This is a genomic window from Limnohabitans sp. (genome assembly GCF_017848645.1).
Taxonomy (GTDB): domain Bacteria; phylum Pseudomonadota; class Gammaproteobacteria; order Burkholderiales; family Burkholderiaceae_C; genus Limnohabitans_A.
Genome location: NZ_JAFEIF010000027.1, coordinates 1 through 12,389, shown reverse-complemented (window position 1 = coordinate 12,389; position 12,389 = coordinate 1). Strand labels below are relative to the sequence as shown.

The 12,389-nt window shown below is 63.4% G+C and carries 12 protein-coding genes; 7 read left to right on the top strand and 5 right to left on the bottom strand.

The annotated features are described in order from the left end of the window. The first annotated feature begins 115 nt into the window (after positions 1-115). The 3 genes from QZ190_RS06380 to QZ190_RS06370 all read left to right on the top strand — a co-directional run bounded on the left by QZ190_RS06380 (position 116) and on the right by QZ190_RS06370 (position 1,912). The gene (locus QZ190_RS06380) at positions 116-538 is read left to right on the top strand and encodes a diheme cytochrome c (RefSeq protein WP_291914836.1); all 423 of its coding nucleotides are present in this window, start codon (positions 116-118) and stop codon (positions 536-538) included. Between the two features lie 27 nt (positions 539-565). Beyond that, on the top strand, positions 566-1,312 hold the full coding sequence (locus QZ190_RS06375; RefSeq protein WP_291914834.1) for a cytochrome b/b6 domain-containing protein: 747 nt from the start codon (positions 566-568) through the stop codon (positions 1,310-1,312). Positions 1,313-1,468: 156 nt separating this feature from the next. Beyond that, positions 1,469-1,912 carry a universal stress protein gene (locus tag QZ190_RS06370; protein ID WP_291914832.1) on the top strand — a complete coding sequence of 148 codons (444 nt, stop codon included), beginning with the start codon at positions 1,469-1,471 and terminating at the stop codon, positions 1,910-1,912. Between the two features lie 44 nt (positions 1,913-1,956). On the opposite strand, the gene QZ190_RS06365 is transcribed toward QZ190_RS06370, so the two are convergent. Further along, positions 1,957-2,922 carry a tripartite tricarboxylate transporter substrate binding protein gene (locus tag QZ190_RS06365; protein WP_291914830.1) on the bottom strand — a complete coding sequence of 322 codons (966 nt, stop codon included), beginning with the start codon at positions 2,920-2,922 and terminating at the stop codon, positions 1,957-1,959. Between the two features lie 41 nt (positions 2,923-2,963). Beyond that, on the bottom strand, positions 2,964-4,184 hold the full coding sequence (argE, locus tag QZ190_RS06360) for an acetylornithine deacetylase (protein ID WP_291914828.1): 1,221 nt from the start codon (positions 4,182-4,184) through the stop codon (positions 2,964-2,966). Between the two features lie 130 nt (positions 4,185-4,314). Between argE and QZ190_RS06355 the strand changes: the two genes are divergently transcribed. After that, positions 4,315-4,632, top strand: a complete 318-nt coding sequence (locus QZ190_RS06355; RefSeq protein ID WP_291914826.1) for an NIPSNAP family protein — start codon at positions 4,315-4,317, stop codon at positions 4,630-4,632. 13 nt (positions 4,633-4,645) lie between these two features. Here QZ190_RS06355 and QZ190_RS06350 read toward each other — a convergent pair whose 3' ends face one another. Genes QZ190_RS06350 through QZ190_RS06340 form a run of 3 tightly spaced genes read right to left on the bottom strand, consistent with a single transcriptional unit; the run spans position 4,646 to position 9,476 of the window. Then, positions 4,646-5,365, bottom strand: a complete 720-nt coding sequence (locus QZ190_RS06350) for an SDR family oxidoreductase (RefSeq protein ID WP_291914824.1) — start codon at positions 5,363-5,365, stop codon at positions 4,646-4,648. A 21-nt stretch (positions 5,366-5,386) separates the two neighbouring features. Further along, positions 5,387-8,605, bottom strand: coding sequence for a 4Fe-4S double cluster binding domain-containing protein (locus QZ190_RS06345; protein ID WP_291914822.1), 3,219 nt, complete (start codon positions 8,603-8,605; stop codon positions 5,387-5,389). A 13-nt stretch (positions 8,606-8,618) separates the two neighbouring features. Then, on the bottom strand, positions 8,619-9,476 hold the full coding sequence (locus QZ190_RS06340) for a class I SAM-dependent methyltransferase (protein ID WP_291914820.1): 858 nt from the start codon (positions 9,474-9,476) through the stop codon (positions 8,619-8,621). Positions 9,477-9,711: 235 nt separating this feature from the next. Between QZ190_RS06340 and QZ190_RS06335 the strand changes: the two genes are divergently transcribed. The 3 genes from QZ190_RS06335 to QZ190_RS06325 form a co-directional block, all read left to right on the top strand. After that, positions 9,712-10,431 (top strand): GntR family transcriptional regulator, encoded by a 720-nt coding sequence (locus QZ190_RS06335; protein ID WP_291914818.1) that lies wholly within the window; start codon positions 9,712-9,714, stop codon positions 10,429-10,431. Positions 10,432-11,007: 576 nt separating this feature from the next. Beyond that, a complete protein-coding gene (locus QZ190_RS06330; protein WP_291914813.1) occupies positions 11,008-12,159 on the top strand; it encodes a Gfo/Idh/MocA family oxidoreductase in 1,152 nt (383 codons plus the stop codon). Positions 12,160-12,254: 95 nt separating this feature from the next. Beyond that, positions 12,255-12,389 (top strand): ATP-binding cassette domain-containing protein (locus QZ190_RS06325; RefSeq protein ID WP_291915051.1); only part of this gene is annotated, 135 nt, incomplete at its 3' end.

The following is a 12,389-nucleotide window of genomic DNA, read 5'->3' as shown; positions in this document are numbered from 1 at the left end:
TGAACCCCATTTTTCAAACGACTCAGCGGGCCATGCGCCGCCCGATCTGGCAGGTCACGGCCTGCACCTCGGTCTTGGCCTGGGCCTGTCCGGTGCCCACGCCGACGGCACCCGCATGCCTGCGAAAGTTCTGCCGTCTTACACGGCCGAATGCGCGGCTTGCCACACGGCTTACCCGCCCGGCATGCTGCCGGCCAAGTCCTGGCAACGCATCATGAAAGGGCTGGACCAGCATTACGGCAGCGATGCCTCGCTCGATGCAAAAACCGTGGCCGAGATCGGCCAGTGGCTGCAAACCCATGCGGGCACCTACAAACGCGTGGCTGAAGAGCCGCCACAAGACCGCCTGACGAAGTCGGTCTGGTTCGAGCGCAAGCACCGCAAGATCGAGCCCGCTGTCTGGCAACTGCCCAGCGTCAAGTCGGCTGCCAACTGCGCCGCTTGCCACACCGGCACCGAGCAAGGCCGGTTTGACGACGACCACCTGCAACGCCCCGCAGGCCTGAGCGCCCGCCAAAGCCGCGCCTGGAACGACTGAAACACCTCGGCACCCAGAAAGCACACCATGACCACCTTGACATCCTCCTATCCTGAGCCGAATGCGGCCAGCGGCCCAGCCGTCACGCCCGCCCCACCCGCCAAGCCGGTGGCACCCGAGGGCCCCGGCCGCCTCGTGACCGATGCGCCCATGCGCATGTTCCACTGGCTGTTTGCCCTGAGCTTTGTCGGGGCCTACATCAGCGCCGACAGCGAGCACTGGCGGCTGGTGCATGTGGTGCTGGGCTACACCCTGGCGGGCTTGCTGGCTTTTCGGATCGTTTATGGCCTGGTGGGGCCCAGACCGGCCAGGTTCAGCACGATGTGGCGCAAGGTGAGTGGGACCAAGGCCTGGCTGAAAACCATTCAAGCCGCTTGGGGGCCAGGTGGCAGCTGGCAAGCGGTGGTGTGGCGACAGGCACCTATTTTGGGGATGGCCATGTCCTTGCTGGCCTTGCTGGCCGTGGTGTTGCCGCTGACCCTGACCGGCTATGGCACCTTCCACGAGTGGGGGGGCGATCTGGGCGGCGAGGTGTTCGGGTCTTTGCACGAGTTTTTTGGCAACACGGCTTTGAGCCTGGTGCTCTTGCATCTGGCCCTGCTGGCAGGTCAAAGCTATTGGCGTCAAAAAAACCTGGCGTTGCCCATGCTCACGGGTCGCCTCGAAGGCCGTGGCCCCGATCTGATCGCACACAACCGCGTGTGGCTGGCGGTCTTGTTGCTGTTGTGTGTGTTGGCCTACATCGCGTGGGAGATTTTCAGCGCTGCACTGTGACGAGCAGGTAGAGCCCGGTATACAGATCTCTATCCAAAGGTCAATGGTTTTATCTGGCGCATTTTTTTAGCATGAAGCCACATTGCGCCCCGTTGCCAGTCGGGGTTCAGTGTCCAGCGTGGCTCCCCACGTCATCACCTCACTTCGGAGAACTTCATGCCCGTATTCAAAAAAATCCTCGTTCCCGTGGACGGCAGCGCCACTTCCAACAAAGCGGTGGACTTTGCCTTGCGAATGGCAAAAGACGATCTGGCCAGTGTTCGGTTGCTCCACTGCATTGACGAGACGTCCTTCCTTGACGCCTATGAGTATTCCAGTGAATTGATCAAGCAAGCGCGGCAGGCGGGCCAGAAGATCTTGCAAGACGCTTTGGCGGCCGCGCAAAAGCTGGGGGTGAATGCCGACACCTTGCTGCTGGAACGCGCAGGTCAGCGTTTGGGGCACTCAGTGGCCGACGCTGTGGGTGACTGGGGTGCTGATTTGGTGGTCGTGGGCAGCCATGGCCGACGGGGCATTGGCCGCTTGCTGCTGGGCAGTGGTTCAGAACAGATTTTGCGCGACAGTCCTGTGCCCGTGCTGTTGGTCAGGGGCTTTGACTGAACGGACCGTTTCCAGCCCGTCCCGCCTGGCGCGTCCTGAACCGGTCAGTCGATCTTCGCGCCCGAGGCCTTGACCACCTGCGCCATGCGCACATAGTCGGCGGCCAGCAACTTGCCGAAGTCGGCGTTGCTCATGTCGCGCGGCTCGATGCCTTGCTTGTCCAGACGTCCCAAGATCACCGGGTCCTTGAGCAGCTTGCTCACGGCAGCGTTGATGCGGTTGGCCTGCTCGGGGGGAACGCCTGCCGGGCCAAGGAAGCCAAACCAGGAATCAAACTGGTAACCCGGCAGGCCGCTCTCGGCGATGGTGGGCAAATCGGGCAGGTATTTGCTGCGCTGGGGCGAGGTCACGCCCAGCAAGCGCACGCGGCTGTCCTTGGCAAAGGCCAGCGCGCCAATGCTGGCAGCAATCACGGCCTGCGCCCGTCCCGACAGCACTTCGTTGATGGCTTCGCCTGTGGCTTTGAGCGGGATGTGCACCACATCGATGCCGGCCAAACCCGTGAAATAGGCCATGGCCAAGTGCGTGGCGCTGCCCACGCCGGCGCTGGCGTAGTTCATCTTGCCGGGGTTGGCCTTGGCGTAGCGGATGAATTCGGCAGCGGTCTTGGCGGGCACATCGGGGTGCACCATCAGCACATAACTGGCGCTGCCAATGTGGGCCAGTGGCGTGAAGTCTTTTTGCGGGTCGTAAGGCAGCTTGGTGTAGAGCGAGCCTGCAATGTTGTGGCTGGCCGCTGCAGCCACCATCACGGTGCCGTCGGCCTCTGCACGCGCCACATAGCCGGTGCCTATGGTGCCGCCCGCACCTGCACGGTTTTCCACAATCACCGTTTGGCCCAAGGCCGCGCCCATTTCCTGTGACAGCGCACGGGCCAAGGTGTCCTGCACGCCACTGGAAGCAAAGGGCACCACGATGCGCACCGTTTTGGTGGATTGGGCCTGGGCCAAGCCCACCGCCGACAGCATGGCCATGCCCAGACTGGAAGCCAAAATTTCACGTCGTTGCATCATTTGAGATTCCTTGAAGTTCGATCAAACCGTTAGACCCATCAGCCCACGCACACCCGGTCGGCCAGGCGGCGCATGAAGCGCTCGCACCAGGCCAGCTGCTCCAGCGTGACCCACTCGTTGGGCTGGTGCGCCTGCGCGATGTGGCCGGGGCCACACACGATGGTGGGCACACCCGCCTGGTGGAACAGAGCAGCTTCCGTGCCAAACGACACCTTGCCTGCGCCACTGGCCGGGTCGACCTCGGCGCAGTCAAAACACAGCTGCGCGATCTCGCTGTCGGCCGCCGTGGCAAAACCGGGCAGCACCGATTTGAGCTCGTGGGTGATGCCCGTGTCCGGCGCGACCGCTTGCATGGCGGGCACCAAGCTCTCGCCAAAGGCTTTGGCGCGGGCAAACAGGTCTTCCGGCGTGTTCATGTGGTGGTGGCGGATTTCCCAAGTCACCTCGCACTGGCGCGGGATGATGTTGAGCGCGGTGCCGCCTGCGATGACGCCCGTGTGGATGGTGGTGTGCGGCACGTCGTAAATCGGGTCAAACGGGCCGTTTTGCACCAACTCGCGGTGCATGCTTTTCAGGTTGGCGACAAACTCGCAAGCGATCTCGACCGCGTTCACACCCAGCGGCGTGAGCGAGGAGTGCGCCTCAAAACCGTGCACCGTGGTTTTGTACGAATGCTTGCCCTTGTGCGCAATCACCACCTGCATGCCGGTGGGCTCGCCCACGATGCAGCCTGCAGGCTTGAAGCCCTGCGCCACCATGTCGGCAATCATGCGGCGCACGCCGATGCAGCCCACTTCTTCGTCGTAACTGAAGGCCAGGTGAATCGGGCGCTTGAGTTTGCGCTTGAGCAACTCGGGCACCATCATCAAACAGATGGCCCCAAAACTCTTCATGTCGGTCACGCCACGGCCGTACATCTTGTCGCCTTGGATCACCACCTTGAACGGGTCGGTCTCCCAGGGCTGGCCGTCCACCGGCACCACGTCGGTGTGGCCCGACAGCACCAGGCCGCCGATTTGGGTTTCACCGTCGTGCGCGGGCAGCGTGGCCCAGAGGTTGGCTTTTTGGCCGCTGTCGTCGTAGGTGCGGCTGCAGTGGATGCCTAAATCGTTCAGGTAAGCCTCGGTCCAGTCCAACAAGGCCAGGTTGCTGTCCCGCGAGACGGTGGCAAAGGCGATCCATTTTTCGATCAGGGGCAAGGCGGCCAGGTCGGCGGCTTGCACATTCGCCAAGGCTGCGCGGGAGAGGGGGGCGTTCATGGGTTTGCGTCCAATAAGAATCAGGGTGTGAATGATCTTACAGGGCGCCAGAACCTGCAGCGTCACCTTGCCGACAGCGCAGCCGCTTCGGCCCGCCTACAGTGGGATGTCCATTTAACAGGAGTTTTTCATGGCCATTTATGAGCTGCGCACCTACAACGCCATCGTCGGGAAAATGTCGGAACTTACCTCGCTTTACAAAAGCGAGGGCTGGCCTGCGCTGTCCAAGCACCCATCCAAATTGGTGGGTTACTTCACGGGCGATGTGGGGGCCTTGAACCAGCTGATCCACATCTGGAAGTTTGACGACGATGCCGACCGCCGTGCCTTTTGGGCTGGCGTCTACGGCGATCCGGACTTCATGGCCTTTGCCGCCAAAATTCGGCCGCTGATTGCCGAACAGCAAAACAAGCTCATGATGTCTGCGCCATGGGGGCCTCAGCCCTGAGCCTTGGCTGGGCTTATTGGATCAGGTAACCGCCATCCACCGGCAAGACCACGCCCGTGACAAAGCGCGCCGCCGGGCTGGCCAGAAACAGCACCGGACCCGCCACGTCTTCGGGCTGGCCCCAGCGGCCCATGGGTGTGCGGCCCACGATCTGGGCGCTGCGTGTGGGGTCGTCCTGCAGGGTCTGCGTCAAGGGCGTGGCGATCCAGCCCGGGGCCACCGCATTCACCCGGATGCCGTCGGCCGCATAGGCAATGGCCAGCGACTTGGTCAGTTGCGCCACGCCGCCCTTGCTGGCGCTGTAGCCGGGCGTGAGGCCGCCCCCAAAAAAGCTCAGCATCGAGGCGGTGTTGACGATGCAGCCTTGGCGCGCCTTGAGGCCCGCACGCGCCGCAGCGCACACCCGCATGGTGCCGTTGAGGTTGATGTCCACGGTCTGCGCGAACACTTCCGGGTCGTGCTCGACATGGCGCTGGATGATGCCCGCGCAATTGACCAGCACATCGCATTCACCAAACTCCGCCAGCACGTTTTGCACATGCTCGTTTTGCCGCACATCCAGCACATGGAAGGCGATCAGGCGGTTGGCGCCGAGGGCTTGTGCCGTTTCGACTTCGGCAGGTGTGGCCCCGGTGGCGGTCACGCTGCAACCCGCTGCGGCAAAGGCACGGGCGATGGCCGCGCCAATGCCGCTGGTGCCACCGGTGATGAAAACTTTTTTGACTGTGTCCATGAAACCTCTCCCTTGCTGTTGTTAAAAGTCCAGGCGGATCACACCCCCGGCCTGCTGGGTGCGTGAGCAGCACAAGATGATTTTGTGCTGCCGCTCTTTTTGGCTGAGCACAAAGTCGCGGTGCTCCACCGGGTCAGAGGCCTGTGCATCGTAGGGCAGGGCGCACACGCCGCACAGACCGTCGCTGCATTTCACACTGATGCCCAGCCCTGCCTCCGCCAGCACCTCAGTCGCGCTGCGCTCGGCGGACACGCTCAAGCGGCGGCCCGACTTTTGCAGCACCAATTCAAAGGCTTGGTTCACCCAAGCGTCGGCCTCGGGCACGCTGAAGTATTCGCGGTGCATGGCGTCTTGTGGCCAGCTGTGCGCAGCAGCCGCTTCGAACACGCCGTCCATGAACCGTGGTGCACCACAGGTGTAGACATGCTGGCCCGGCGCGTAGTCGGGCAAGAGCTGCATCAGCTCAGCCCGCTGGCCTTCGTCTTTGAAGTGGTACTGAACTCGCTGGGCCCAAGGGGCCTGGGCCAGGTCTTTCAAAAAGCCTGCTGTTGTTCGGCTGGCCGCGCTGTAGTGAAAGTCAAAAGGCTTGCCCAAAGCGTGCAGGCGGTGCGCCATGGCGATCATGGGCGTGACACCAATGCCGCCTGCAAACAGCCAGCTGTGCGTGGCGTCTTCGTGCAGCGCAAAGTGGTTGACCGGGCGCGACACAAACACCCGGCGCCCTTCGCGAAAGGCCCGGTGCATCAGCGCCGAGCCGCCGCGCCCCCCTGATTCGGGCGGCTCGCGCAACACGCCCAGCACATAGCGGCTGCGGTCGGCCGGGTCGCCCGCCAGGCTGTAGGGGCGCTGGTATTCGGGCGCGATCACCACGTCAATGTGCCCGCCTGCCGTGAAGGGCGGCAACTCGCGGCCATCGGGCGCTTTGAACACGTAACGCGCCAGGCCCTCGGCCATCTCTTCGCGTTTGTGCAACACCACCGGAAACACGGGCGGTTCGGCCGGCAAGGGCTGCGGCCCCGGGGCCAGGCCCTCGGTCTGGCCTGCTGCCAAGCGGGCTTGGTATTGCGCGGGCGTGAGCAAGGCCTGGTAACGGGCAATGCCCTCTTCGCGGTTGACCGGGTAATTGACCGGGTAGGGCTGCGGCATTTTGTCGGCCGGGTACACGGCCAGGGTTTGGTCTTCATAGCGCAGGTCCAGGTCTTTTTGCAGGGTGCGCTGGTGGGTTTGCGCCGCTTGCACATAGCGCCCCGTGCGCTTGTCCAGCTCGATGTCCCACCACCACTTCTTGACCGGGTTGATGCTGCCGCGATCGAGCAAGTCATCGAGCCGTGCCAGCGCGGGTGCAGCGGCGGGCAGCTTCATGGCCACTTGCCGCCACAGGCTGTCGGCCAGCAGGCCTTCGAGGTTCCAGGGGCAGGTCTTCATGCAGCGCCCGCACATGCCGCCTGCCGCGTTGGTGATGCGGTAGCGGGCGCATTTTTCGGCGTCGCTCTTCCAGATTTCGTAGCCGTTGTACATCAGCTTGGGCCCCGCGGTGATGGCCCCGGACGGGCATTCGCGGGCGCACTTGTTGCAGCTTTCGCAAAAGCTTTGCAGGCCAAAGTCGATGGGCCGGTCGGGCGTCATGGGCATGTCGGTGGTCACGCTGCCGCTTTTCAGGCGCGGGCCCAAAAACGGGTTGAGGATCACCTCGCCAATGCGGCTGACTTCGCCCAGGCCCGACAGCAGCAACAAAGGCGGTTGCAGCACATCGCCGTCGAGCACCGAATGCACCCGAGCCGAATAACCGAGCCGCCGGATTTGTTCGGCCAAGATGCCGCCCATCAGCGAAAACCGCAAATAAGCCCGCATGCTTTGCGCCACCGAAATCCAGTCGTCGCCGCTGGCGCCTTCCATGGTTTCGTGGCCCTGGTCGATCAGCAGGTTCACGGCGTTGGCGTGGTAAGCCGGCATGGGGTTGCCGCCCGCGTCGTGCGAGTAATAGGCCCACTCGGGCACGGCGCACAGGCCCACCGCGTCCACCCCCAAATAGTAAGAAGCGGCTTTGAGCTTGTCGGCGTTGCGTTGGGGGTCGAGCGTGCTGGCGGCCACCGGGCCACGCGCCGGGCCAAACTGCAAGAGCAGCAAAGCGCCCAGCGCCCGACGCGCACAGGCCCCGATGGGGCTTTTCATCACGTAGTGCGCGTTCTTGGCGCTGTCCTGCACCGTCTTGCCCAAGTCGCCAAACAAAGCCCGCGCAAAAAAGTCGGCCCGCTTCGGGAATCGAGGCACCCGGTCGTGGTCGATGAAGGTGGTGGGCGTGTCCTGGCGTTTGAGCGTTTCAAACGGGTGCGCGCCTTGGCGAAACTCGCGCTGCGCAAATGCGTCTTGGTGAAACGCGCTTTTGAACGTGCCCAGCCCCAGCCACCAGGCCGGGCCGTGGCTTTGCCAGCGGTTTTGCTGCGGGTCCAGCGCCTGATCCGGGGCCAACGCCAAAGTGGTGCTGACGGCGGCCAGGGCGTAGCGCTGGCCAACATAGGGGTTGCCGCCATCGGGCAGCGTCAGGCCTGCGGCCAGGGCCAGGCGGGCCAAATCCAAGTCGCTGCAGCTGGCGCTGTGGGCGCGGGCCTCGTGGCCCAGCATGCGCAAATAACTCGACAGCAGCACGGCTGTTTGCGCCGCCAGCACGGCGGCGCGGGGCGCTTGTGTGCTGGCCAGCCAGTCGCAGCCGGGCTCACCCGGTTTGGGGTCCCGCGCAAACTCCACCAGGATCACGATGGCGTGGCTGTGGTGCGCAATCGGCCCGTGCACCGTGCGGGCCGACTCCAGCACATCGGCCAGGATCATGTCCATGCCTGCCGCAAAACTGGCCGGTTGGCTCTGCGCCAACTCTTCGCCCAGGGCGGGCACAGCGGGGTTGCGGATCGGCTCGGCCAGCCAAGCGCTGGCGGGCAGGGCGCAAATGCCCATCATCGATGCGTCAAAGTAATAACCGGCGGCCTTCAGGTGGCGTCCACGCTCGTCGGGCTCAGCTGGGATCTCGCCCACTTGCGGGTTCACGGCCCCGTCGCGCACCAGGTCGAACATGGCCATGTAACGCGCCATGGCGTGGGCCATCGATTCGGGGTCATCGTGCTCAAAACGCAGCGCCTGCATGGGCGGCAGGGTACTGTCGTCGGGCGTGTGGGTCGTGCGGCGCAGGCGTTCCAGCGGGTAGGGCCCCAAGTGCACGGGGCGGTCGCGGTACGAAAACAAGCGCATGCTCAAAGCCTTTTTAATTGTCGATCCGCTGCCCCAAGACCTTCACCATCTCGGGCTGCACCTCGACCATGCCGTAAGGGCCGATCAGCGCACCCGCCAGCGTCTGCCCTTGCACCTGCAGTTTGGCAGCCTGCAACTGCCCCTCGGCATTGACAAAACTGAAGTGCAAATCGGCGCCGTCGATGCGCGCGCCCAGCACAGGCTGCACCTGCGCGCCCCAGGCCAGCGTGCCGCCCAAGCGCTGGTGGCGCTGCGTCAGCTGAAGCCGTGCCGGGCCACGGCGGTCCAGGCCTTGCAGCGTCCACTGGCCCGCCACCACAGCGGGCACCGTCCAGAAATAACCGGTGTTCGTGCCCACACGGATCACCTGGTCCGGCTCCCAGTCACCCATCGAGAAGGTGTTGGACACCACCCGCGTGCCCGGGCGCATGGCCAAAATCGTGGGGCGCAGCTGCGCGTTCAGCTCTTCCAGCAGGTACAGGGTGACCACCGTGGCTTTGGAAAAGTCCTCCTTGAAGATGTCGCCATGCACGATGCGCACACGGTCGGCCACCCCCGCCCGCTGCGCGTTGCGCTGGGCCAGTGCGGCCAGGTCCTTGTTGTACTCAATGCCCCAGGCCCGCGCCCCGAACTGCCGCGCCGCCGCGATCGGGATCTTGCCGTCCCCCGCGCCCAGGTCCACCACCTCGTCCTCGGGGCCAACCCGCGCCGCCGTCAAAAGCTGGGTCACCAGCTCATCGCGGGTGGGCAGCCACATCACGTCCTTGCCCATTTGGCCCAGCTTGGGTGCATAGGTTTCGGGCGGCAGGCTGGTGCAGGCTTGCAGCAGCACCAAGGCCATAAGGGGCCAAAGGCGGGCAATGGAAGGCATGGGCGAGGTGCTTTCAAAATCGGTTGAACACTTTTGAGGTTAACCGCAAAAGGGCCGTTTGCGCACCTGGCCCATGCGCTGTCATCGGTTGGTGCGACGATCCCGTCTGCGCCATTCACGGGGACAATGCGCGTCCATGCACCTCTTTTCCAGAAGCCAATGATGGGCTGATGAATGGGCGCCCGACAACCTCCGGGTTTTCACCAAGCCTCATGGTTTTTGACATACTTTGAACATGCAGCAATCCACTCCCGCCAAACCCCTGCCGGTCTACCTTCAGATTGCCGAATTGCTGGCCCGTCAAATCAAGGCGGGCTATTGGCACCAAGGCGAGCGATTGCCCACCGAGGCCGAATTGGCCCAGAAGCTGAACGTGGCGGTGGGCACCTTGCGCAAATCGCTGGCTTTGCTGGAGCAGCAGGGCGTGCTCGAACGCATTCAAGGCTCGGGCACTTACGTCAAAAAAGTGGCGGGTACCCAGCAAATCTATGAACTCTTTCGGTTGGAGCTGAGCACCGGTCCCGGCCTGCCCACGGCGCACATCCTCGACGTGCAGCAACTGCCCAGGCCTGCCTACGTGCCCGCGTTGGGCGAAGACCCGAAGGCCCCGGCCTGGCGCGTGCGTCGGCTGCGCCACCTCAGCCAAGTGCCGGTCGCGCTTGAAGAAATCTGGTTCCAGGCCCCTTCTTTGCAGACCTTGTCTGCCCATGACCTGGGCGACTCGATGTATTTGTTTTACCAGCAGCGCTTTGGGGTCTGGATGGCGCGGGTGGAGGACCGCCTCTCGGCCGCGCCCGCCCCGGATTGGGCTTGCCCGCCCTGTGGGTTGGCCCCAGGCGACATCGCCGGGTTCGTCGAGCGCCTGTCTTGGACCGCCGCCAATGTCCTGGCCGAGTATTCACGGACCTGGTTCGATCCGGCTGTTTGCCGGTATTCCTCGCGCCTGAGCCAGTGATGCGCTCTGGCCCCGCCCCGCGTTGCGGGCGCGTCTGCCCGATGGCGACCTTGAACGGCTGACCGAAAAAAAGCGCCGATTCGCCCAGCACGCCTGGGTTCACGTGGCGCACCGAACCCAGCTGCGCTGCCGGCCAATGCCCCCACACCCTCCTGGCACCGCGCCCAGGTCCCGCCTTGGCCCAGGCAGGGTTTGCCGCGCCTTGCCACCTTGCGCCTTGAACGCGCAGGGCACGCAGGTCACCTGCAGCACGGCGATGGGTTGGTGATGCTTGGACAGGGCCCACCAGCAGCGATGGGGCAATGCTGTTGATGCAAGGTGGATGTGGAAAACGGCGAAAAATGGCAGTTCAAAAACGCTCAAAAGATAAATATAAAACAAAGTAAATGAATAATAATTGACCTTTTATGATTCAATCTGATCTTTTTGAATCGGCGTCATGGGGTGCAGCCGACTGCGCAGCCCTCCTCAAAGCCGATCTGAACGGTTTTCTCGCCCTTGGCCAGCTGTCCTGGCCGTCAGTCAACCCGACCTGAACGCTTGGCATTTTTAACCCCACACCTCGGAGAACTCCCCTTGAATCACCCCACGAACCAGAGCGTGCGATACGGCATCATTGGCTGCGGCATGATGGGTCAGGAGCATTTGCGCAACATTGCGCTGCTGCCCGGTGCCAGCGTGAGCTGCATTTTTGAACCCGATGACGACATGGCCACCAGCAGCTTGGGCCTGGCGCCAGGTGCCCGCCGCGCAGGCAGCCTGGCCGAGGTGGTCAGCGCCGCCGATGTGGACTGCCTGCTGATCGCCAGCCCCAACTTCTGCCACGCCGAACAGCTGCGCGAAATCGCTGCGCTGCGGCCTTTGCCTGTGCTGCTGGAAAAACCGGCCTGTACCAGCCTGGCCGATGCCCGAGCGCTGGCCGAACTCGGCCGCCATTACCCGGCGCCGATCTGGGTGGCCATGGAATACCGCTACATGCCGCCCGTGGCACGCTTGACCGAAGAGGTTCACAGCGCGCAAAACACCGGTCCTGTCACCCTGCTCAGCATCCGTGAGCACCGATTTCCTTTTCTGGTCAAGGTGGGGGACTGGAACCGTTTCAACCGGTACACCGGCGGTACCTTGGTGGAAAAGTGCTGCCACTTTTTTGACCTGATGCGCCACATGACGCGCAGTGAACCCGTGCGCATTTACGCCTCGGCCTCGGTGGCCCACAACCACCTGGACGAGCGCTATGCCGACGGCACGCCCGACATCCTGGACAACGCCTATGTGGTGGTCGACTTCGCCAGCGGACAGCGCGCCTTGCTCGAGTTGTGCATGTTTGCCGAAGGTGCCCGCTACCAAGAAGAAATCTCGGTGGTCGGCCCGCTCGGCAAGGTCGAGTGTTTTGTGCCGGGTCCGGGCCGTTTTTGGCCCGAGCATCTGGGCGAGCCACCAGTGCCCAAGGTCGTGATCAGCCCGCGCCATCCCAAAGGCCCTCGCGAGTTGGATGTGCCGGTTGACCCCACGGCCTTGGCCGCAGGCGACCACAACGGCTCCACCTTTTACCAACACCAGCGTTTCAACGCGGTGGTGCGCGGGCAAGGCCAGGTGGAAGTGGGCTTGGGCGATGGTCTGGCGGCCGTGTTGATGGGTCTGGCGGCTCAGGAGTCCGCGCGCACCGGTCAGGCCATTTCCTTGCGAGAGGGGGATTTTTCTCTGAAAGGCCTGCTGCATCAGGATTAACCCCAAGAGGCATTTAGGTCCGATTCATTTATTATTCATATACATTTTTATTGCTTTTTCTCCTTTGATTGACATCAAGGGACTGCGAATCGACCATGGCCTCTGTTCAACTTCACAACGTTCAAAAATCCTACGACGGCAAAAACCAGGTCATCCACGGCATCGATCTCGAGATTCAGCACGGCGAGTTCGTGGTTTTTGTCGGGCCCTCCGGCTGCGGCAAATCGACC